The sequence below is a fragment of the Nostoc sp. UCD121 genome, from assembly GCF_014222285.1.
GTDB lineage: Bacteria > Cyanobacteriota > Cyanobacteriia > Cyanobacteriales > Nostocaceae > Nostoc.
The window spans coordinates 1-23,438 of the sequence record NZ_JACKZS010000123.1; the positions used below are offsets into that span (position 1 = coordinate 1).

The following is a 23,438-nucleotide window of genomic DNA, read 5'->3' on the forward strand; positions in this document are numbered from 1 at the left end:
ATATGGGCGATCGCTTCAAGATATCTGCAAGAGGTCGCTTTAGTAAAAACCCTTCAAATTGTTTCCCTGATTTACTTATTGGTAGTAGGAAGGAGAGCTTTTCACCCAGACATTACGGTTGTGATAAAAATCACCACGCTGTTCTAATGTAAAGCCACCCAATAACAATCCTAACCACACCTCCACCATTGGCATTTTCAATCCCTGTTGTAATTTAGTCAGAGAAATTTCATCTTTGACATTTATCAGGTAGTTAGCGATCGCACTCTGCCATTTTTCCACATCCTCATCTGATGCCAAATTGCGGACATCTTCTAAAGTTGTCACCTCATCGAGCATTGCCAAAACATTTACTTTTTCAACAGGTGCTGCTACAGAATCACCCAACTCAGTAGGAGATGAAAATTGGCGCGGGCCATGTGGTTTAAAGGTTTGTGGTGTTTGCGGTTCAATCAAATCATCTAAATCTAGGTGCATTGTTGTCCGTACTAGACCAGCAAAGAGATCGGTGCTAACAATTGGCCCCTTTGGGTTATTGCGATCGCGGGTATCTTGCAACAGCACTTCGGCACGAGACTTGAGAATATCTGCAATCTGACTGAAGGCAAGCGCTGCGGTTGATAACTGTGCCTCCAAGGGTAATTTTTCTAGCTCGGCATCTAAACATTCCCACATCGGTACAAGTGAAGATGTGGGTGGAGATTCGGACAACTCATCTAATACATCCCAAATTGTTAATTGGCGGTATGTGGTCATTGCTACAATTCAGGATTTAACGGGCAGGGTCGCACTGGGCAGTAGCTTGAGCTAATCTCAAACATATCCTTATACTGATATAGTGAAACACTGTATTGTTTGGCAAAAGCCTGCAACACCTGATCTGTATAGGTGCGTATCTTACCAGCCGTTAGCCCAAAGCAGTGAATTGGTTCTAAGCGACAAATAGGCTGTTGCCCCAGCCAGAGTTCTGCGCCCAAGGCGTGTAATGGTTTATCCCCTGGTTCTTTATACAAATACAGCACTGCAAAATATGTTGCTGGTGGTTCGACTGTTACTGAATCAATTTCTGCTGAATTATCAAAGGAGCGGTGGCGGTAAAACGAACGGCGATTATGACAGACTTTTGGATTCCAACACCCATCCCCTGCTGTTCCATGCAGCACTTTAGCTTGGGTTGTTGGTAACTTGGCGCATAACTGACACTTGGGATCTAACGGCTTCGGCATACCTTACTCTGCTTCTTCGCCAATCGCACGATAGTAAGCAGCGATCGCCGCTTCTTGTTCGCTACGAAGCGTATAGCGCCGAAACGCTTTCTCGCTTTGATGTCCCGTTAGCTTACGGGCATGGCTGGGGTCAACTCCCAATAGCAATAAGTCGGTGGCATAGGTGTGGCGAAAGGAGTGAGGGTGCAAATCCTCAATGTGAGCTATTTCACCGATTTTTTCCACAGCGAAGTAAATGCCGTGATAACTCAAGCGTTCACCTTTGTATGAAGCATGGTGTGAAATCATCAGTGGGGTGAGGCTGGTCAAAACCTCTCCTTGCTGTTCGCGCAATTGCAAATACTCTGCTAAAACTTCCCGGCTCTCTTTTCGCAGTGGAACTAAGCGTGGTTCATTGGTTTTGGTGTCTGGTAAAAATAGCAGCTTGCCATCAAAGGAGCCAACATTTAGCTGCACAACTTCCCCAGCCCGGAGTCCATGACTGAGAATGTGAACGAGTGCTGTATCCCGTTGCTTTGTTTCTCCCAGCAATTCCAACGCTGACCAAACCTGTTCCATCTCTTCTGGGGTTAAACTCTGGGCTGGTGGCAGTGGTACTTTTTCCAGTTTAATCCCCAGTGTCGGATTAGTAGAAATAATTTCAGGATACGTATAGCACATCCATTTGAAAAAGCTTTTGAGAGCTGCAATTCCTGCATTGATGCTGCTTTTGGAAAGCGGTTTACCTGCATCAGTCTGTATTTCATCACGGAGATATTCTTTATATAGCGCAAGATGACGTGGACGCAGTTCATGATAATGTAGTTCACTCCAAGCCAAAAACCTTTTGAGTTCGCGTTCATAAAGCTTGCGGCTATTGAGTGCGAGATTGTTGCTGCGTAAAAATTCCAGTACTTTTACCCACCGTATGTCTGTGGGTGCAGCTATTTTTCCTGCCCTGCTTCTAGATTCTCCCTGTAGGGTTGATGGTGCTTGATCCTGTATGTGGATCAACTTGATTGGCGGTAGGTTGTCAAACTGAGGATTATTTACCATCTTGATCGCGAGCGCCTAGAAGCAGTATGGAACTAACACCCAAAATTGTATGTGACTTTAGGGAAAATCTGGCTAGCGTGTCACTAGAATGCTTCTTAATCTTGGTACTGAGGTGAATTGTTGAAAATGTTTACAAATCTTGGGTAAGTGAACTAACTGTCCTTTTATAGCCGCCAATATTGGACACTTGCTTTTCTAGATGTAGAGTAAAAAATACTAATTCTCTGCGCAAGACTCCTGGCGGATCAGCTTTACCTTATTGGTGAATGGTAACTCTCAAGAAATACATTGCGTTGAGTCAGAAATTTCCAAATTTAATTTCACTATTTTTAAATAAGGGACAATCATGAATTCTCTCTTTATCATGCCCAAAAAAGATGATTTGGCTGCTTTTTTTTATTATTACTACCTGAATTTTTAAAGTATGGTCTCCCTGTTTTCCACTAAAAACCTTTTTTGACCTTTCTTAGGTTTTTCAATTGGACTATCCGTGACATCCATTATAAATAAATATTCTTCAGAGGACATTTTCCATAATTATTTTTTCCCCGGCAAACTAAACTTTCTTGACTTAGTTAAAATATTTTCAATTTTAAAAACTATTCGACAAACCGCAGATTCCGAAAGCCCAAAGTCTAACCCAAGAAGGAGACATATTGGCTTGAAGAGCTAGATCCTCAACCCGCATAAGAATTGCTGTATAGTTTGAGGTATGCCAGATTATACTCCCAAGAGTTGCTCTATGATTGCTCTACCTGGTATTGCTATCCAAGACAAGATATACGAAAGTTCTAATTCTCTAGTTTATCGGGGCATCAGAGACGACGGAGTAGGGATCGTCGTAAAAATGCTAAAGCTTGATTATCCCTCACCTCAAGAACTAACGCGTTACAGACAGGAATATAAAATTATCAGTTCCCTTAACTTGCAAGGAGCGGTGAAGGCATACAGCCAGCAGGATTATCAACGCACTCTGGTGATTCTCCTAGAAGATTTTGGGGCAGAGTCCTTAGAGCAATGGATGCACAAGCGTCCAGATATATTCTACCCGATGCCTTTATCCATTTTTCTTGGTCTTGCGATCGCTATTTGTGACATTCTGGGCAGAATCCATGCAGCTAATGTTATTCATAAAGATATCAACCCTGGAAACATAGTCCTTAATCTGGATACTGGCGTTGTCAAAATTATTGACTTTGGAATTGCCACCCAATTTAACCGCACAAATCCAACCTTCAAAAGTCCTCATGTTTTAGAAGGGACACTCGCATACCTATCTCCAGAGCAAACAGGAAGAATGAACCGTTTGCTCGATTACCGCACCGATTTTTACTCCCTTGGTGTGACGTTCTACGAACTTCTAACCGGACATCTGCCGTTTCCCACAACAGATATCCTTGAGCTAGTCCATTGTCATATTGCTAAACAGCCTATTCCACCTCACGAATTGAATGCAGCGATCCCTAAAGCCGTTTCAGATATCGTTTTGAAATTGATGGCGAAAAATGCAGAGGAGCGGTATCAGAGTGCTTGGGGCATCAAAGCAGATTTAGAAATCGTTCTTCGCCAGTTCGCACAAACCGATCAAATTGACCACATTCAACTGGGTCTTCAAGACGTTTCAGATCGGTTTCAAATTCCCCAAAAATTGTATGGACGCGAAGCAGAGATTGAAGCATTATTAGCAGCGTTTGACAGAGTAGCAGGAATGGGGAATCAAGAAGACTTTCAATTTCAAGTCGAGATGATGTTGGTATCTGGCTACGCTGGGGTTGGCAAATCTGCGTTAGTACAGGAACTCTATCAGCCCATCACCCAAAAGCGTGGCTATTTTATCTCCGGAAAATTTGACCAATTTGGGCGCAATATTCCTTACAGCGCGATCGCAGATGCCCTGCAAAAATTGGTACAACAATTGCTCGGTGAACCAGACGAGCAAGTGCAACAATGGCGATCGCAACTCTTAACAGCTTTGGGAACCAACGGACAAATTATCATTGATATCATCCCGGAAGTTGAATTAATTATCGGCAAGCAGCCGCCAGTACCGGAAGTTGGGGCAACGGAAGCTGAAAATCGCTTCAATCTAATTTTTCAGAAGTTTGTGCGGGTGTTTTGTTCAGAGTCACATCCGCTTGTGATATTTTTAGATGATTTGCAGTGGATCGACTCAGCCACGTTGAAGTTAATTGAGTTAATGCTACTCGATGAGCAAACCCAATTTCTGTTTTTAATTGGAGCTTATCGAGATAATGAGGTGAATCAAACGCATCCGTTGGTATTAACGCTGGAGCGACTGCGAAAACAAGGAGCTGTGCTTGAGGAAATTGTTCTAGCACCATTAACCTTTGAGCCGTTGAGTCAGTTGATTGCCGAGACATTGCATCGGGATGCAGACACAGTTTGTTCCTTAGCCCAGTTAGTACTGCGTAAAACCGAGGGCAATCCTTTCTTTGCCGGTGAATTTTTGAGAATGCTGGAGTGCGAAAATCTTCTGACCTTTGATGTGAAAAGCCTAAGCTGGCAATGGAACATTGCTCAGATTGAAGCCCAAAATATCACTGATAATGTGGTGGAGTTGATGCTTCTCAAGCTCAAGAAACTACCAGAGAATACACAGCAAATTCTCCGGTTAGCGGCTTGTATTGGCGCTGAATTTGATTTAGATACATTAGCTATTGTTTGCCAACAATCTCCTAAAGCAATTTCTCTAGATTTACTAGTAGCCATTCAAGCTGGATTAATTCAACCTATATCTGAATTAGACGAAAACCTATTAGTTCAAGAATATAAGTTTTTGCACGATCGCGTACAACAAGCAGCATACACCTTAATCGATGAGTCGCAAAAACTTGGGGTACATCTGCAAATCGGTCGCAATTTACTCGAAAAGACTTTGCCGGAGCAGCTAGCAGAGCGGTTGTTTGAAATTGTTGACCAACTGAATTATGGAACCGAGTTAATCACTGAGGAATCTGAACGGAATGAGATTGCCAAACTGAATTTGCAAGCAGGTCAAAAAGCGCTGGCAGCGACGGCTTATGAAGCAGCTTTCAAGTATTGCAATACAGGGCTTAAACTGCTTGAAGTAGAAAGTTGGCAGCGTGAGTATGACCTAACTTTGGTGTTGTATTCCGAGGCCGCAGAGGCAGCATACCTCAGTGGTCACTTTGACGAAATGGAACGGCTTGTAGAAGAAGTGCTTAACTGTGCAAAGACAGTGCTTGATAAAGTGAAAGCTTACGATAGCAGAATTCAAGCATGGCTGTCGCAGGGAGACCCTAAAGAAGCCCTTAAAACTGGCTTGGAAGTGCTGCAACTCTTGGGAATTAGTTTAGTGGAAGCTCCAAGTCAGTTAGACGTTCAAGCAGGATTAGAGGAAACCGCTTCACGACTCGTTGGGCGGGAAATTGAAGATTTGATTGATTTGCCAGAGATGACTGAACCTGTGCCACTGGCAGCAATCTACATTTTAGTCAGCACGGTGGGAGCGGCTTTCAATGTGTCACCCGCTTTGATGGTGCTGATTGTATGCAAAATGGTGAATTTATCGATCGCCAATGGAAATGCTACCTGGTCACTGCTTGGTTATGCTGCCTATGGCATGATGCTATGTGGAGTTGTACAAGATATTGAACTGGGCTATCGATTTGGCAAACTCTCCTTAAATTTGGCGAAAAGATTAAGTAACAAGAAAGCTAACTGCAAAGCATTGCTGATGGTGAATTTTCATATAATTCACTGGAAAGACCACCTGAAAGAGACGTTCCCTAGTTTAGCTGAGGCTTATCAAAGCGGTATAGAAAGTGGAGAGTTTGAATTTGCGAGTTATTGTGCATTCAGCCTATGTTATTACCCCTTTTTTGCAGGACAAGAACTGACAGAACTGGAACAACAAACAGCGATTTATCGTAAAGCCACCAATCAAATTAGACGAGAGACTGCTTCCATTTGGCTGGCAATGTTGCAGCAAACGATCCTTAACCTGCGAGGTCAATCTGAAAATCCAAGTCGCTTAGTGGGTTGTATCTATGACGAAGAGCAAGCACTATCACGGCCGATCGCTGTCAAAGATGGAACTAGCCTTCACTACTTTTACTTAAATAAGCTGATTTTATGCTATCTGTTCGGGGAGTATGAGCAAGCTGCAAAAACGGCTACTTTGGCAGAACAGTATTTAGGCGCAGCCACAGCAATAATCTCTGTACCTCTATTTCATTTCTATGACTCTCTAATATTTCTGAGCTTGTTGGCGGATGCTTCAAACTCTGAAAAAGCAGCTTGCTTGAATCGCGTTAACGCCAACCAGGAAAAAATGCAGAAATGGGCACACCATGCACCCATGAATTTTTTGCATAAATTTCAGTTAGTTGAGGCAGAGAAAGCACGAGTTTTGGGTCAGTTTTTTGAGGCAGAGGAGTTTTACGAACAAGCAATTTTTGGTGCTAAAGAAAATAAGTACCTTCAAGAAGAAGCTTTAAGCTATGAGTTAGCTGCCAAACATTACTTGGCTCGTGGTCGAGAAAGGTTTGCTCAACTTTATATGAAGGAAGCCCATTACTGCTATGAGCGGTGGGGAGCAACCGCAAAAGCCAAAGATTTAGAGACTCGCTATCCACAGTTTTTTCCTCAATCGCTGAGTGTGGCTGGCACACCAGTTCATACCACTGCTGGAACTACTTCTAATAGCTCAGATATCGCTTTAGATTTAGCGGCGGTGATGAAAGCATCTCAAGCCATCTCTCGTGAAATTGAACTGGATCAGTTACTCAATTCTTTGATGCAGATATTAATTGAGAATGCTGGGGCACAAACTGGATGCTTGATTTTAGAAAACGCAGGAGAATGGGCGATCGAGGCTGCTTGTGAACTCAATGATGGTGCGAATTTCTGTACTACACAAGTACTGCAATCGATTTCAATGGTAAATCGCTTACCCGAATCCATCATTCATTATGTGATTCGGACTCATGAATCTGTAATCTTAAATGATGCAACTCGTGAAGGTAATTTCATTAATGAGCCATATATTCAGCAGAACCAAACGAAATCACTTCTTTGTTTGCCGTTGTTGAATCAAAGTAAACTTGTTGGTGTGCTGTATCTGGAAAATCGGTTAGTATCTGGGGCATTCACAGCAGAACGCTCACAACTTCTAAATTTACTATCTACTCAGGCAGCAATTGCGATCGAAAATGCCAAACTCTATTCAGAGCTACGCGCGAGCGAAAGTCGAATGACTCAATTTTTAGAAGCGATTCCATTAGGAGTTGCAGTTGTGGATGCGGCGGGTCGCCCTTACTACTTCAATCAACAAGCAACTCAGCTAACAGGCAAAGGGGTTGTTTCTTCCGTAACAATGGATCAACTTGCAGAGACGTATCAAACCTATGTAGCTGGAACGAATCAAAAATATCCCACTGAAAAACTGAATCTATACCGGGCGTTGAAAGGCGAACGCACGAGAACGGATGATTTAGAAATTCACCGAGGCAATACTATCATCCCAGTTGAGATATGGGGAACGCCAGTCTTTGGTAAACAGGGTAAGGTGGCGTATGCGATCGCCACCTTTCAAGACATCACAGAGCGCAAACAAGCAGAACACCTCTTAGCCAATTACAACCGCACCTTAGAGCAACAGGTCGTTCAAAGAACGGCGGCTTTACAGCAAAGCCAAGCAGAACTGCGCGAGCGAGAACAAGAATTACGGCTGATCACGGACGCTCTACCTGTTTGTATCACTTATGTAGATGCCGACCAGCGTTATCGGTTTGTCAACCGCACATACGAGGAATGGTTTCAACGTAGTCGAGGTGAGATTCTGGGCAAACATATTTGCGACAACTTGGGTGAGGCGGCTTATCAAGTTGCACAACCGTACATCAATCAAGTACTAGCAGGGCAAATCACAACCTATGAGGCAGAAATGCCCTGTGTGTTTGGCAAGAAATATATCAGTAATTCTCTCATCCCGGATTTCGATGACAATGGTCAAGTCAAAGGATACTATGGTCTGATTACAGATATCAGCGATCGCAAACGTGCCGAAGAAGCCTCAATCTTAGAGGAACGCAACCGTATGGCACGGGAAATTCATGACACTCTCGCGCAAGCCTTTACGGGGATTCTGGTTCACATGGGAACCGTTTCTCGATTAGTGGCAACTAACCCCCAAGCAATTCAAACACATATTAATACCGTGCGAGATTTGGCTCGCACCGGGCTGACAGAAGCTCGACGCTCGGTTGCAGCACTGCGTCCCCAATCCCTAGAAGACGGCAATCTCTGGACGGCACTACAACGATTTGTAGTTACAATGCAATCTTCAACTGAAACCAGCTTGATCTGTGATATTATCGGCACGCCCTATACGTTACCCCCTGAAACAGATAATAATCTGCTGAGAATTGCACAGGAAGCATTTACAAATTCAATTAGATATGCTAATGCAAACGAAATTCGGATTGAATTAATTTATGAACCAACGCAATTCTTCTTACGAATTAAAGACAATGGACAAGGATTTGAAGCCAATCATACAACCCTAAATCGGGGGTTTGGCTTACTGGGGATTACCGAACGAGCGGAACGCATTGGGGCACAACTCTCAATTGAGAGCCGACTGGGGCAGGGAACAGAAACGAGCGTATCTGTACATCGGGAGGCATCAGCATGAGTCAGTCTACAGTAATCCGCGTTTTGATTGTTGACGATCACTCAATCGTCCGGCAAGGACTGGCCGCGATGATTGAGAATGAGCCAGATATGACGGCAGTAGGTCAAGCTGGCAATGGACAAGAAGCGATCGCTCAATATAAACAACTCCAGCCTGATGTCACCTTGATCGACTTACGGATGCCCCAGGTAAGCGGCGTTGATGCGATCGTTGCCATCTGTGCTGAATTCGCCCATGCCCGGATGATTGTACTGACCACTTATGACGGGGACGAAGATATTTATCGAGCATTACGCGCCGGAGCCAAAGGCTATCTGCTGAAGGACGCTGAACCGGATGCACTCCTGAATGCAATTCATATTGTTCACAGTGGGCAACAATATATCCCTTCCGAAGTCGCTGCCAAACTGGTGCAACGGATGAACATTCCAGAGTTGAGCGATCGAGAACAAGAAGTTATTCGTCAGATGGTGCTTGGCTTGAGTAATCACGATATTGCTGCGGCTTTGAATATTACTGAAAGTACCGTCAAATTTCACATCAACAAAATTTTGAGCAAATTAGGTGTGAGCGATCGCACTCAAGCGGTGATTACCGCACTGAAGCGGGGACTCGCCAAGTTGTAAAACAAGCAAAACTGAACTTAAGTTCGGTTGAGGGTTCGTTGTAGAGATAGTAAGCAACTGTTCTTTCATCCCTTCAATTACTCAACTCTGAGTTGGCGACAAAGCTGAATTAGTTTCATAAGCTAAATACATAGAAAAAACGGAGTCGGGAGGAATCACAGATAGGAGTAATGCCAATCCCTTGATGCTGTGATCAACCCTTTTTGATACAGTATCCCATGAATCAAGATAGTAATTTTAATCAACTTTTTGTTCCGCCTTCCCAACGCGATCGCTATCAGGGGATGCTCAATGCCCCGGTCATACTCGTGGAATATGGAAATTACCAATGTCTTCAGTTCAGGGAAATGCATCAGTTGATTCAGGCAATTGTTCAAGATTTCAATTCCGGGCTGACTGAGAAAAATTCGATTTGTGTAGTGTTTCGTCACTTTATCGAACATTCAATCTATCCTCAAGCACAAAAGGCAGCAGAAGCCGCGGAAGCAGCAGCAGCGCAAGGTCAGTTTTGGCAGATGCACGATATACTCACCCATCAAGAGGCATTGGGAAACGGCTATCTCGTTGAGTATGCCAATGATTTAGGTCTCGACATCTGCCAATTTTTGCAGGATATCTCCAAAAAAGTCCATGTTGACCGCATTAATCAAGATATCGAAAGTGGTCGCCAAAGTGGAGTAGTAACTGCACCAGCTTTATTTATTAATGGAATTCGGTATCGCGCTCGCTGGGACATGGAGCAGTTGATGGCAGCTATTATCGCTGCAAGTAATCAAGTAGTTTGATCCTCAATTACACAATTCAAAGCAAAACGATTAAGTTGCGTTTTTGCTCAAAGAACTTGAGTGTTCTGAATTGAGCGATGGTCGCATTGCGATCGCACAAGACTGAAGTCTAAGCAAATGGGCAGCAATCTCACCAATCTAAAGGAGAACAAGATGAGTAGCAATCCCGTAAACAGTCAAAACATGAAACTCGAAGTTGTGGTATTACCCGTCTCCGATGCCGATCGCTCCAAGCACTTCTATGAGACGTTGGGATGGCGGCTGGATGCTGACTTCGTTACCGATAAGGACTTCCGAGTAGTGCAGCTAACGCCTCCTCGCTCAGAAGCCTCGATCATCTTTGGTAAAGGAGTTACGTTAGCCGCGCCGGGTTCAGTTCAGGGTCTGTACCTCATAGTTTACGACATCGAGGCAGCCCGCGCCGAACTCGTCGATCGGGGTGTCGAGGTGAGTGAGGTGTTCCACGACGTGGGCGGGATCTTCCACCACGCCGGAACCGAGGGACGAGTACCTGGCCCCGATCCACAACGTCGCGACTATGCCTCCTTTGCCTCGTTCAGCGATCCAGACGGCAACGGTTGGGTGCTCCAAGAAGTGAAGAAACGCGCTCCCGGACGGTAACGGGACATCAATCGATTAAGGATCAAGGGATCAGGTTTTTCGCTCCTTTTGATACTCACCATCAGTGCAGCAGTTATGCACTAACCGAAAGAGCTAAAGCCAACAAACTAGACAACACCTAAAACGAGGATACACAATGAAAACGCAGAAAGTATGGTTCATTACCGGAGCCTCCAGAGGCTTTGGGTTAGAAATTGCCAGAGCAGCCCTGGCAGCAGGCGACCAAGTAGTAGCGACGGTTCGCAGTCAGCCTGCACAACTCGCCGCTACCCTGCATAACCACCCGGATCTGTACGTTGTGCAGATAGATGTCACCCAGGAAGATCAGGTACAAGAGGCTGTCAAGCAGAGCATTGCCCGTTTCGGACGGGTTGATGTCTTAGTCAACAATGCCGGGTTTGGCATGATTACTGCGATCGAAGAAGCCACGGATGCCGAAGTCCGCAAACAGTATGATACCAACGTGTTTGGGTTACTGAACGTGACTCGTGCGATATTGCCGTACCTGCGCCAGCAAAAATCCGGGCGGGTCATCAATATCACATCGCTGTTCGGCTACGATGCAGTTCCGGGCTGGGGATTGTATGGGTCTACTAAATTTGCGATCGAAGGTCTCTCAAAAGGGTTAGCCCTCGAAGTAGCACCGCTCGGCATCCACGTCACGGCAGTAGCTCCCGGTCTTTTTAGTACTGACTTTCTGAGCGCTGAATCATATACCGCCGCTAAAACCATTATCGACGATTACCAGGAAACAGTAGGACCGATGCGTAGCGGAGCCGATGCGCTACACGGACACCAACCTGGCGATCCGAAAAAGTTTGCCCAGGTGATTCTTCAACTCGCCAATACAGAACGTCCGCCGCTGCATTTGCCCGTCGGGAAGGACACGATCGCAATGTACCAGAGCAACGCCGCGAAAATGGCACAGGAAATTGAAGCATGGCTGCCAGTCGCTACCAGCACCGACCATGACCAGCGCATCACAGCTTAGACCATTGCCTGACTTGTAACATTCATACATTCACACAGTATTTCCAAAGGAGTTTTATCATGAGTACCGAACAGAAAGTCGCTATTATTACCGGCGCATCGCAGGGCATCGGCGCAGCCCTCGTCAAGGCATACCGCGATCGCAACTATCGGGTGGTCGCTATCTCACGCTCAATTCAGCCATCGGATGATGATGCAATCCTCGCAGTGTCAGGTGACATCGCCAATCGAAAAACCGCCGAACGTGCGATCGTCGAAGCCATGACTCGCTTCGGGCGCATCGACACGCTCATCAACAACGCGGGTATCTTCATCGCCAAGCCATTTACCGAATACACCGAGGCTGACTATGAGGTATATCTAGGCACAAACGTCACTGGCTTCTTTCACATGACGCAACTCGCGATCGCCGAGATGGAGAAGCAGGGCAGCGGTCATATCGTGCAGATTTCGACGAGCCTGGTTGATAACCCGATCGCTGGCGTACCGTCCGTACTCGCGTCGCTGACCAAGGGCGGACTGAATGCCGCGACCAAATCGCTGGCGATCGAGTATGCCAAGCGCGGTATCCGGGTGAACGCTGTCGCGCTGGGTACCATCAAAACGCCAATGCATCCTGTCGAAACCCATGCACAGCTCAATGCTCTGCACCCGATCGGTCGTATGGGCGAAATCTCCGACATCGTTGATGCAATCCTCTACCTCGAATCAGCCAACTTCGTGACGGGCGAAATCCTTCATGTAGATGGTGGACAGAGTGCGGGGCACTGACACCACCTTGCGCCAAGAAGAATGACTCTGGCGCTCTCAACCAGAGTTGCTCAACCGCTTAACCTTTAAAGGAACACAGGCATGATCTACGAATTACGCATTTATCACGCCATGCCCGGACGACTACCTGCGCTGCTGTCGCGCTTCCAGAATCACACGCTACAGATTTGGGAAAAGCATGGCATTCGCCAAGCCGGATTTTGGACAACGTTAATCGGCGAGAGCAATCAGCAGCTTACTTATATGCTTGCCTGGGACAGCATAGCTGAACGCCAGGAGCGCTGGAACGCATTCCTCGCCGACCCCGAATGGATCGCGATCAGCACCGAAACCGAGAAGGACGGTCAACTTGTGCAGAACATCAGCAACGAGTTGCTGGCACCGACCGCCTTTTCCTCGGTGAAGTGAGGACATAGAAAAGTTTGACCAGTCTATTTCAACAACATTGGAGAGTAACAATCATGAGTCAAGCAACAACGAGCCAAGCAAAGCATCCCGCTGATCCAACCCCCCCAACCCTGGAAGGGAAATTGGCTCTGTTAAAGAAATTAAGGGATGAATTGGGCAGTGGAGATACTATTCGTCGTCTGTTTTTTGGCGATCTGGAACCCATTGTGCTCCAACCTGGAGGAGCGAATACGGTGGTTCATCTTTATAACCAAGCCAATGATGTCACCATTGCCTATTGCACTTCTTACGATGTATTTCTCGCTGCCCGTCCGGGACGAGTTACCGAGTTCGATCCGGCTGAGATCAAATAAAAGTCTGTTTGGGGGTGCGATCGCATTTAGAGACGCTTCAAAGGCGGGAAACACCCCCCAGAAATAGATTTGCAGCATTCATCCTTCCGCTTTTTTTGCGCTAGACCAACACCAATACGCACATTTGAAACAAATAGCCGACTCAATTAAAGCAATAAGTCGCGTTTTAACTCAAAGAACTTGAGTGGTGTGCATTGGACGATCACAGAAGAATGAAAAGTAACCAATTTGAACATCAAATTTACCAACCAAAAGGAGAACAATATGAGTAGCAATCACGTAAACAGTCCAAACATGAAACTCGAAGTTGTGCTGTTCAGCGTTTCCGACGTTGACCGCGCGAAAGCATTCTACGAGAATCTCGGTTGGCGGCTAGACATCGACATAGCGGAGGGCGACTTCCGCGGCGTGCAGATGACGCCGCCCAACTCCGAAGCCTCGATCATCTTCGGCAAAGGAGGCACTCCGAATAATTCTGGCTCGGCGTACAGCCTGGTACTCGCCGTGGATGACCTCGATGCCGCCCGCGAAGACTTAATCGCTCGCGGTGTCAACGTGAGCGAAATCTTCCACTACGCCGGCGGCCCCTTCAACAACACCGTGGAGAACCCGCGCGTTGGCGGACGCGACCCGCAAGACCGTTCCTACTTCTCGTTTGCCTCGTTCGAGGACCCAGACGGGAACCTCTGGCTGCTCCAGGAGATCAAGGAGCGACTTCCCGGCCGCGAGTGGAAGTTGACGCAGGCACGAGCCACAGATGTTCCAACCCTTGCAGATTTTCTCCGTGAGACGGCGGAGCAACACGACCATTACGAGAAGACACACGCCGAACACCACTGGTGGGACTGGTACGCGCCCTACCTGAGCGCGCGTCAGAACGGCAGCAGTCCAGAAGAGGCCGCCGCCGCCGCTGATCGTTACATGGAAGAGGTTTTTCCTGTTCTTTCCAGATGATGCGGTCAGAGTTGCCACACCCGCCGAGTACGCCGGCGACTAGTAGCCTGCCAACCCAAAATTCCTGGGTTTGCACTGGGTAAAGGTTAAAGGGGAAGGGGCTAAAAACCTTTACCCTTTACCCCGCCAAGTTACCTTGGCGAACTACTAGGTAGCGGCAGAGGCTTACGAAGCCAACGATTTTTGCTCAGGAACTCAGGTCGCTGCGCTGAACCCGAGGAGGTGGACGGCCCTGGCTCCCGTCCCCCGTCCGCGTCCTCGCTTTGGAACCTACGCAGATGTGTCGGCAGCGTTCCTTCACCCCGTATCCGTATCAGATTAAAAGATCGGCTGTTACCGAAGATAATTTATTACCTAACATAAACAGTAAAATTTTAAAACAATGGAAAAGACTAAAAATATCCTTGCCAGTGCGATCGTTAAAGCCGCCGCCGTGCAGATTAGTCCCGTGCTGTACAGCCGGGAGGGTACCGTCGAGAAGATCGTAAAGAAAATCCGTGAGCTGGGCAAACAAGGCATCCAGTTCGCAACCTTCCCCGAAACCATCGTTCCCTATTACCCCTACTTCTCCTATGTGCTAGCCCCGTTCGCGTTGGCAAAGGAACATCTGCGGTTGCTTGAACAGTCGGTTACGGTGCCGTCTGCTGAAACCCGGGCGATCGCCGAAGCCGCGAAGGAAGCAAACATGGTCGTTTCGATCGGCGTTAATGAGCGCGACGGCGGCTCGATCTACAATACGCAGCTTCTGTTCGACGCAGACGGGACGCTAATCCAGCGCCGCCGCAAGCTTACGCCGACTTATAACGAGCGGATACTCTGGGGACAGGGTGACGGCTCGGGTTTGCGTGCCATCGATAGTGCCGTTGGGCGCATCGGACAACTTGCCTGCTGGGAGCATAACAATCCTTTGGCACGGTATGCAATGATCGCCGATGGTGAGCAAATCCACTCGGCGATGTATCCCGGATCGTTCGCCGGCCGGCTGTTCGCGGAGCAAGCGGAAATTAACGTCCGCCAGCACGCCCTTGAATCCGCCTGCTTTGTCGTCTGTGCAACCGCGTGGCTGGATGCCGATCAGCAGGCTCAGATCATGAAGGACACGGGTTGCGCGATCGAGCCGATTTCTGGCGGCTGCTTCACTGCCATTGTCAGTCCAGACGGCCAGATCATCGGCGAGCCTCTCAAAGTGGGCGAAGGCGAAGTGATTGCCGAGCTTGACTTTGCCCAGATCGATGCCCGTAAGCGGCTCATGGACGCGCGCGGTCATTACAGCCGCCCCGAACTGCTCAGTTTGTTGATCGATCGGACACCCACGTCGCCCGTCCATGAGCGCACCGCACACCCCAATGGTAATGGCTCGCACATGGTCGTCGAGGAGAGAACTGTCGAGATTCTCTAATTCTACTGAACCTATCCGAACGCAACGACAGGGAGGTCAGTGCGTGTCTAAAAAAATCAATCATAATCGCCGCTACTTTTTAACAACCATGCTTAAAACTATTGCTGCTACCCAGCTTGGCATGATCGGCTGCACCACACAGCACGCTACGTCAGCAACGGCTGAGTTACCGATTGAAGGCGAACTACCGTCTCTTGTTGGCGCAACCACATGGCTCAATTCGCAGCCATTAACAGTGGACGAACTGCGTGGAAAAGTCGTGCTGATCAACTTCTGGACTTATACCTGCATCAATTGGCTGCGCCAACTCCCTTATGTTCGCGCGTGGGCCGAGAAGTATCAGGATCAGGGACTAGTAGTAATTGGTATACATACACCGGAGTTTGAATTCGAGAAGAATATTGATAATGTCCGCCGAGCCTTGACGGAAATGAGAATTGACTACCCGATCGCCGTAGATAACGATTATGCGGTGTGGCGTGCTTTCGGGAACCATTATTGGCCAGCCCTTTATTTTATAGACACGCAAGGACGCATTCGGCATCACCAATTCGGCGAGAGCGAGTACGAGCAATCGGAAAGGGTCATTCAACAGCTACTGTCTGAGTCTGGAACTGGCCATATCGGTCAGGAAATGGTCGAAGTTGATGCTCGCGGTTTTGAGGCTGCTGCCGATTGGGGCAGCCTGAAATCGCCTGAAAACTACCTCGGCTACGAAAGAACGGAAAATTTTGCGTCTCCCGGCGGCGCGGTGTTAAACAAGCGTCATTTATATACTGCCCCCGCGCAATTGAAACCTAATCAATGGGCGCTTTCGGGTGATTGGACAATCGGAAGACAAGCTATTGTACTGAACAAGTCCGGCGGACGGATCGCGTACCGCTTCCACGCACGCGACCTTCATCTCGTCATGGGGCCGGCCGAGCGAGGAACGTCCGTGCGGTTTCGCGTGCTTGTAGATGGGCAGCCGACAGTTGCGGCTCGCGGACTTGACATCGATGTGCGAGGCGAAGGCACGGCTAGCGAACAGCGGTTGTACCAACTGGTTCGACAACCGAAGCCTATCACAGATCGACAGTTCGAGATCGAGTTTCTGGATTCCGGGGTGGAGGCTTTCGCGTTCACGTTTGGTTGATCACGCAAACAAATATGTCTTCGCAACGAGCGACAAGAAGGTAAATGATATGACGATGAAATCCACACATGACAGCCCAATCCTCGTGACCGGAGCGGCTGGCGATCTCGGTGCGATCGGCCGCAATCTCACTGCAATGCTGCTTGCCAAAGGGCATAAGGTACGTGCCTTAGTCCGGCGGGAGGATGAACGCGCTGAAGGACTGCGCCAACTTGGGGCCGAGGTTGTGCAAGGCGATTTAACTGATCTTGCCTCGATGCACCGGGCGATCGCAGGTGTTTCACGCATCTATTTCGGGATGTCAGTCTCGGCGGCTTATCTCGAAGCCACGGTCAACGTCGCTGCGGTGGCGCGTCACTACGGGGTCGAGGTCTTCGTGAATATGTCGCAGATGACGGTGACGCAGATGAGCATCACCGAAACTACTGATAGCCCGCAGCACAAGCTGCACTGGCTTGCGGAACAGGCATTGGCGTGGTCGGGGCTGCCGGTCGTCACGGTGCGGCCCACGGTTTTCCTTGAAGGCTTCTTCCTGCGTCTCGCCGCTGCTGGCGTCCGGGACAGCGACGAACTGGCGCTGCCCCTGGGTAACAGCAAGACCTCGCCGATCTCGGCTGTTGATGTGGCACGCGCCGTTTTTGCGATCCTCGACGACCCTGCCCCGCATATTGGTCATGTTTACAATCTGACCGGATTTGAGTCGGCTGATCTGGATCACTACGCACGCGTCTTTTCCGAGGCACTCGGCCGAACTATCCGCTATCGTAACGTGCCACTCTCCGGGTGGACTGATACCCTTCGTGAGTTTGGGGTGCCAATGCACCTCGTCAACCACCTCTCGGTGATGGCCGAACTTCACGCGCAGGGGCGGTATGACCGCATGACAGATGACCTGTTCAAGCTCACCGGCAAGACGCCGACTAACGTGTACGACTTCGTGAAATTGCACGCCTCTGAATTCACGCGAAGTGAAGCCACGGCTTGAGGGGCAGTCCGCTCATAGTTAGGTAATCCAGGAAGGGCAGCCTATGCGGCAAGTAATACCAAGTTGCAACCATACGTAGTATTCTACTTATACCTCCTCTGCCCCTCTGTTTCCCTGCCTTCCAAAACTAATATTTTTGAACGCAATTAGGTATAAGCCTGTAAACGGTGGAGCGATTTTCCGCAGTGCATAAATCTTTTGACAAGCGATGGGGCGAGCTATGGAACTCGAACCTGTAGCATCCGAACTGCAAACTCCTCCCCACCGTCACAGCTGAATAATGCGGACAGACGATTGCTTAAAGACATATATTTTGCTTCTATTAGCACGCGTGGGAGATACTTATGTGGCCTAAAACAGAACTGATAGATTTGCTCAAAATCACGCATCCAATAATTCAGGCTCCGATGGCTGGTGCTTCCACACCTGAGTTGGTTGCGGCTGTTTCTAATGCAGGAGGTCTTGGCTCCTATGGTGGTGCGGCCACCGCACCAGCTAAACTTCGCTCCATTATCAGGCAACTTCGAGAGCTGACAGACCAACCCTTTGGAGTTAATTTGTTTGCTCCAGCAGTTGAAGCGTATCAACTTACGCCTGAGCAGCAAACACCGATGTCTGAATTATTAACAAAATGGCACAACGAACTTGACGCCGGACCTGTGCCCGAACCAATACCGATACTAGGGCCATTCCTAGAACAATTTACTGTCCTGCTTGAGGAGAAAGTACCTGTTTTTAGTTTCCACTTTGGACCTGCGCCAATTGAGGCAATTCGTGAGATACACGCTATAGGCTCAATTGTATTAGCAACCGCGACGACCGTTCGTGAAGCAAAAGCTCTAGTCGTTGCAGGAGTCGATGTCATCATAGCCCAGGGCTTTGAAGCCGGAGGTCATCGCGGAACCTTTGCGGTACCTTATGAACACGGATTGATTGGAACAGCAGCCTTAGTGCCGCAAATAGCCGATGCGGTGTCAGTTCCGGTCGTTGCGGCGGGCGGAATCATGGATGCTCGTGGAATCGTTGCTGCGTTTGCACTTGGGGCAAGCGGGGTACAGATGGGAACCGCTTTTCTCGCCTGTCCTGAGAACAATATCCCAGAAGTCTATAGGCAGGCTGTACTCAAGTGTAAGGACGAAGACACGGTTATTACTGAAGTATTTTCCGGCAAACCCGCCAGAGCAATACGAAATCGATTTATACGTGAAATGGAAAATAACAGAGATAAAGTGCTGCCATTCCCGGCTCAGATGTCTATAGGGCGGGTTTTGTATCAGACTTCTGCTCAACAATCAAGTCCAGATTTTGCCAGTATGTGGGCAGGACAGGGAGCAGGATTAGCTGAAGCTCTCCCAGCAGGTGAACTGATCGAAAAAATGATACAAGAATTTCTTGCCGTAACTGCTTCTTTACAACTCAAATAAACAGATAGCCGATTCAATTAAAGCAAGTTGAGTTAAATCCAATTGGAAGAAGATAAATGTCCGAGAAAATTAACCATCAACGCCGCCGCTTTTTGGGCGCTGCGGCTATGACCATTGCTACTACACAGTTAGGCATATTCGGTTCTGCGATCGCACAATCGAGCAAAACAAAACCAGCAGTTTTATCCATGATGAAGTCGGGGACAAACACGTCGTTCGGCTCACTGAGACAGATCGATGCTGGTGTTCTAAATGTCGGATACGCTGAGGTTGGCCCCGCCAATGGTCGTCCGGTAATCCTTCTGCATGGATGGCCCTACGACATTCACAGCTATGTCGATGTTCGCTCCTTTGTTGGCATCGGCGGGGTACAGGGCGATCATTCCATATCTGCGGGGCTATGGTATGACGCGCTTTCTTTCGAGCGAGACGTTCCGCAATGGGCAACAGTCAGTGATCGCTGTCGATATTATCGCGCTGATGGATGCGCTCAAGATCGAGAGGGCGATTCTCGCTGGTTATGATTGGGGCGCGCGAACAGCCGACATCATCGCGGCGCTCTGGCCCGAGCGCTGCAAGGCGCTCGTCTCCGTGAGCGGCTATTTGATCGGCAGCCCTGAAGCCAACAAGTCGCCGCTGCTGCCGCAGGCCGAACTCGAATGGTGGTACCAATTCTATTTTGCGACGGAACGCGGCAAGCTGGGCTACGAGAAATATCGGCACGATTTCAACAAGCTCATCTGGCAACTGGCTTCGCCACAATGGCACTTCGATGACGCGACGTTCGATCGCAGCGCGGCTGCTTTCAATAACCCGGATCACGTCCAAATCGTCATCCATAACTACCGCTGGCGGCTCGGCCTGGCCGAAGGCGAGTCGAAGTATGACGAGATTGAGAAGCGGCTCGCCATAGCCCCCGCGATCGCCGTACCCACCATCACGCTGGAGGGTGAAGCCAACGGTGCGCCGCACCCAGATGCCAGTACCTACGCAAGGAAATTTTCGGGCAAATACGCACACCGGATCATCAAGGGCGGTGTCGGTCACAATCTGCCGCAAGAAGCACCGAGGGAGTTTGCCAAAGCTGTCGTCGAAGTTGACGGTTACTGATTGGGTTTAGCCTAAGTTGTGAAACGGACAATTTGCAGCAAAGAGAAAACACTATGACCATAAAAAAAGTACATTACAAAACCAAAGCCCGTACCGCAGTCGTCCTGTCGCTACTCCTGGTCGCGCTCTTGGCGGCAACGCTGGCACCGTCCGCTCGCGTACTTGGGCAGCAATTCGCCCAGACCGACGCACAAACCCAGGTCGCAGGCAAGGCGAGCGCGACCGAAGAGAACGCCATCCGTCCCTTCCGCGTCCACGTCCCGCAAGAGGCGATCGTCGATCTCCGCAGGCGCATTGCGGCGACCCGCTGGCCTGACAACGAGACTGTCTCCGACCAGTCGCAGGGCGTGCAACTGGCGACAATGAAGGAACTCGTCCGTTACTGGGGAACGAAGTACGATTGGCAAAAAGCCGAAGCGAAGCTGAATGCCTTACCGCAGTTTGTAACGAACATCGACGGACTGGATATCCACTTTATCCACGTCCGCTCCAAAAATCCTAACGCTTTGCCGTTGATCGTCACGCATGGATGGCCTGGATCGGTATTTGAACAGCTAAAGATCATCAACCCACTGACCGACCCAACGGCCTACGGGGGTCGCCCGGAGGACGCTTTCGACCTAGTGATCCCGTCAATTCCCGGCTACGGCTTCTCCGGCAAGCCGACGGGCACAGGTTGGAACCCCGACCACATCGCGCGAGCCTGGGCGGAGCTGATGAAGCGCCTCCGGTACACCCGCTACGTCGCTCAAGGCGGCGACTGGGGGTCGCCCATCTCCAGCGCGATGGCACGCCAAGCACCGACAGGATTACTCGGTATCCACATCAACTTACCGGCGACGATACCACCCGACGTGGCCGCAGTGCTTGCCGGAGGCGGGTCTGCGCCACTGGGACTCTCCGAGAAGGAACGCGCGGCGTTCGACTCACTCGACACGTTAAATAAGAAAAAACGGGCCTACGCCGTGATGATGGGCACGCAGCCGCAGACTGTCGGGTACGGACTGACGGACTCGCCGACCAGTCTCGCGGCGTGGATGCTCGGCCATCCAGGCTTCGCGCAGTGGACGTACAGCGGCGGCGATTCCGAAAAGTCCCCGACGAAAGACGAGGTGCTGGACAACATCACGCTGTACTGGCTAACGAACAGTGCGGTTTCGTCAGCGCGGCTGTACTGGGAGAACAAGAATACCAGTCTCTTGAACGCGATGGCACAGAAAACCGCCGATATCTCGCTCCCAGTGGCCATCACCGTATTTCCGAATGAGTTATATCGCGCTCCAGAGACGTGGGCCCGACGCGCCTATCGCAATTTGAGCTACTTCCATGAGGCTGATAAAGGCGGCCACTTCGCAGCATGGGAGGAGCCGCAGCTTTTCTCTGAGGAGATCCGCGCGGCGTTCAGGTCACTGCGTTAGTTTGAGAGAGATCGCAGGTCTGGCTCAATAAAGCATTCCTAACTCTTTCGTTAGAAATTTTTGAAGCGCCGGGCGGTGGCAAACATTTCACATTCATTGAGAATGCAGAAAAGTTTAACCGACGAGTTTTGCAGTTTCTATTGCGTTGGCGTAGCCTCTCCTTTGGAGAATCGCTTAAAGCAAACCAAATTTAATTCTTGGATGTCCCTCATAGCACAATACGCTTGGGTTAAGGATTTTTAGTACTAATTTTTAGACTGTAGAGACGCAAAATTTTGCGTCTCTACCAAGGATTTTGGGCTTAACCCAAGCGTATTGCCTTATAGCACTACCAACATGATTGGCGAGAAGGCAGCCGATTTAATCAAAGCCAGTCGAACTTGACAAACTGTAATAACCAGCTATCAACAGAGGTAACAATGGAAACAGCAGATGTAATTGTGATTGGAAGTGGCCAGGGCGGAGTTCCACTCGCGGCTGACTTTGCATCATCAGGTCGAAAAGTCGTTCTATTTGAGCGCGATGCGTTGGGTGGCAGTTGCGTAAACTATGGCTGTACTCCTTCTAAAGTCTTTTTAGCTGCTGCCCATGCCGCAGGTCGCGCAGGGCAAGCCGCGAAGCTAGGCATACACGCGCAGGTTGAAGTCGATTTTTCTGCGGTGATGGAGCGTGTGCGTAGCATTCGCAGCCAGTTTAACCAGGGTACCAAGCGGCGATTAGAGAGTGCAGGGGTTCGAGTCATCTGCGCTGAAGCTGTTTTCACCGGAGAGCTAACTGTGAGTGGAGGAGGTGTGACTGTGCAGGCTCCGCTCATTGTTATCAACACAGGAACATCCTCTAACATTCCTGAGATTCCTGGTTTAGCTGGAACGCCTTATTTAACCAACCGAAATTTCTTTGATTTGCAGCAGATTCCGCCCCGGTTGCTCGTGGTTGGCGGTGGCTATATTGCCCTGGAGTTAGGGCAGGGAATGGCACGTTTAGGGAGCCAAGTCGAATTAATTGTACGGGGCGATCGCCTGCTGGCTCAAGAAGAATCTGATGTCAGTGCTGTGCTTGGTGATGCCTTTGAGCAAGACGGAATTGGACTGCATTTCAACGTGACTGTTCAGCAGGTTACTTATACCAACGGTGTGTTTACCCTAACGCTGAATAATGGTGAAATACTCGATGGAGAAGCATTGCTGATTGCGACTGGGCGCAAACCAAATACTGGGGCATTAAATTCTGCGGTGACAGGCATTGAATTAGATGCACAGGGTTTTATTAAAATCGACGATCAGTTTCAGACGACTTGCGCTGGAATTTATGCGATCGGAGACGCTGCCAAACAGCCTGCTTTTACCCATGTTTCTTGGGAAGACTATCGTCGCTTGAAAGCTATTCTGTGTGGCGAACACCGGACACGCAATGATCGGGTATTAGGCTATGCCGTCTACACTGAGCCACAAGTGGGTCGAGTGGGTATGACGTTAGAGCAGGCTCACAAACAGGGCATTACTGCGAGCGAAGTCACCCT

The 23,438-nt window shown here is 49.0% G+C and carries 19 protein-coding genes and 1 pseudogene; 16 read left to right on the forward strand and 4 right to left on the reverse strand.

Translation table 11 applies throughout. The features are described from left to right. Positions 1 to 75: 75 nt before the first annotated feature. From GNF10_RS23065 to GNF10_RS23080, 4 genes and pseudogenes are all read right to left on the reverse strand, one after another. A complete protein-coding gene (locus GNF10_RS23065) occupies positions 76 to 756 on the reverse strand; it encodes a hypothetical protein (protein ID WP_185582385.1) in 681 nt (226 codons plus the stop codon). 2 nt (positions 757 to 758) lie between these two features. Next, positions 759 to 1,226: a hypothetical protein gene (locus GNF10_RS23070; RefSeq protein ID WP_185607240.1), complete on the reverse strand. Its 468-nt coding sequence runs from the start codon at positions 1,224 to 1,226 to the stop codon at positions 759 to 761. A gap of 3 nt (positions 1,227 to 1,229) precedes the next feature. Next, the gene (locus tag GNF10_RS23075) at positions 1,230 to 2,261 is read right to left on the reverse strand and encodes a site-specific integrase (RefSeq protein WP_185607241.1); all 1,032 of its coding nucleotides are present in this window, start codon (positions 2,259 to 2,261) and stop codon (positions 1,230 to 1,232) included. Between the two features lie 310 nt (positions 2,262 to 2,571). Further along, positions 2,572 to 2,903: pseudogene (locus tag GNF10_RS23080) on the reverse strand (transposase); the annotation flags it as partial. Positions 2,904 to 3,003: 100 nt separating this feature from the next. Here GNF10_RS23080 and GNF10_RS23085 point away from each other — a divergent pair. The 16 genes from GNF10_RS23085 to GNF10_RS23160 all read left to right on the forward strand — a co-directional run. After that, entirely contained in the window at positions 3,004 to 8,940 is a 5,937-nt protein-coding gene (locus GNF10_RS23085; RefSeq protein WP_185586536.1) for an AAA family ATPase, read from the forward strand. After that, the gene (locus tag GNF10_RS23090) at positions 8,937 to 9,566 is read left to right on the forward strand and encodes a response regulator transcription factor (protein WP_185586535.1); all 630 of its coding nucleotides are present in this window, start codon (positions 8,937 to 8,939) and stop codon (positions 9,564 to 9,566) included. The genes GNF10_RS23085 and GNF10_RS23090 overlap by 4 nt, the downstream gene beginning before the upstream one ends. Positions 9,567 to 9,784: 218 nt before the next feature. After that, the gene (locus GNF10_RS23095) at positions 9,785 to 10,351 is read left to right on the forward strand and encodes a DsbA family protein (protein ID WP_185586534.1); all 567 of its coding nucleotides are present in this window, start codon (positions 9,785 to 9,787) and stop codon (positions 10,349 to 10,351) included. Between the two features lie 117 nt (positions 10,352 to 10,468). Beyond that, positions 10,469 to 10,972 carry a VOC family protein gene (locus GNF10_RS23100; protein WP_185586533.1) on the forward strand — a complete coding sequence of 168 codons (504 nt, stop codon included), beginning with the start codon at positions 10,469 to 10,471 and terminating at the stop codon, positions 10,970 to 10,972. 136 nt (positions 10,973 to 11,108) lie between these two features. Continuing rightward, positions 11,109 to 11,963, forward strand: a complete 855-nt coding sequence (locus GNF10_RS23105) for an oxidoreductase (RefSeq protein WP_185586532.1) — start codon at positions 11,109 to 11,111, stop codon at positions 11,961 to 11,963. A 59-nt stretch (positions 11,964 to 12,022) separates the two neighbouring features. Further along, entirely contained in the window at positions 12,023 to 12,733 is a 711-nt protein-coding gene (locus GNF10_RS23110; protein WP_185586531.1) for an SDR family NAD(P)-dependent oxidoreductase, read from the forward strand. Between the two features lie 81 nt (positions 12,734 to 12,814). Beyond that, entirely contained in the window at positions 12,815 to 13,141 is a 327-nt protein-coding gene (locus GNF10_RS23115) for an NIPSNAP family protein (protein ID WP_185586530.1), read from the forward strand. 53 nt (positions 13,142 to 13,194) lie between these two features. Then, a complete protein-coding gene (locus GNF10_RS23120) occupies positions 13,195 to 13,494 on the forward strand; it encodes a hypothetical protein (RefSeq protein WP_185586529.1) in 300 nt (99 codons plus the stop codon). Between the two features lie 228 nt (positions 13,495 to 13,722). Continuing rightward, positions 13,723 to 14,448, forward strand: coding sequence for a VOC family protein (locus GNF10_RS23125; RefSeq protein ID WP_260446036.1), 726 nt, complete (start codon positions 13,723 to 13,725; stop codon positions 14,446 to 14,448). Positions 14,449 to 14,830: 382 nt separating this feature from the next. Beyond that, complete coding sequence (locus tag GNF10_RS23130) at positions 14,831 to 15,847, forward strand: nitrilase-related carbon-nitrogen hydrolase (protein ID WP_185586352.1); 1,017 nt, start codon at positions 14,831 to 14,833, stop codon at positions 15,845 to 15,847. A 43-nt stretch (positions 15,848 to 15,890) separates the two neighbouring features. Further along, on the forward strand, positions 15,891 to 16,982 hold the full coding sequence (locus tag GNF10_RS23135; RefSeq protein ID WP_221644661.1) for a thioredoxin family protein: 1,092 nt from the start codon (positions 15,891 to 15,893) through the stop codon (positions 16,980 to 16,982). A gap of 49 nt (positions 16,983 to 17,031) precedes the next feature. Next, positions 17,032 to 17,967 (forward strand): NmrA family NAD(P)-binding protein, encoded by a 936-nt coding sequence (locus GNF10_RS23140; RefSeq protein ID WP_260446320.1) that lies wholly within the window; start codon positions 17,032 to 17,034, stop codon positions 17,965 to 17,967. 344 nt (positions 17,968 to 18,311) lie between these two features. Continuing rightward, positions 18,312 to 19,391, forward strand: a complete 1,080-nt coding sequence (locus tag GNF10_RS23145) for a nitronate monooxygenase family protein (protein ID WP_185586350.1) — start codon at positions 18,312 to 18,314, stop codon at positions 19,389 to 19,391. 339 nt (positions 19,392 to 19,730) lie between these two features. Then, positions 19,731 to 20,501, forward strand: coding sequence for an alpha/beta fold hydrolase (locus GNF10_RS23150; RefSeq protein ID WP_221643733.1), 771 nt, complete (start codon positions 19,731 to 19,733; stop codon positions 20,499 to 20,501). A gap of 53 nt (positions 20,502 to 20,554) precedes the next feature. After that, positions 20,555 to 21,919, forward strand: coding sequence for an epoxide hydrolase family protein (locus tag GNF10_RS23155; RefSeq protein WP_185586349.1), 1,365 nt, complete (start codon positions 20,555 to 20,557; stop codon positions 21,917 to 21,919). Between the two features lie 419 nt (positions 21,920 to 22,338). Further along, a partial coding sequence (locus tag GNF10_RS23160; RefSeq protein WP_185593054.1) for an NAD(P)/FAD-dependent oxidoreductase occupies positions 22,339 to 23,438 on the forward strand: 1,100 nt, incomplete at its 3' end.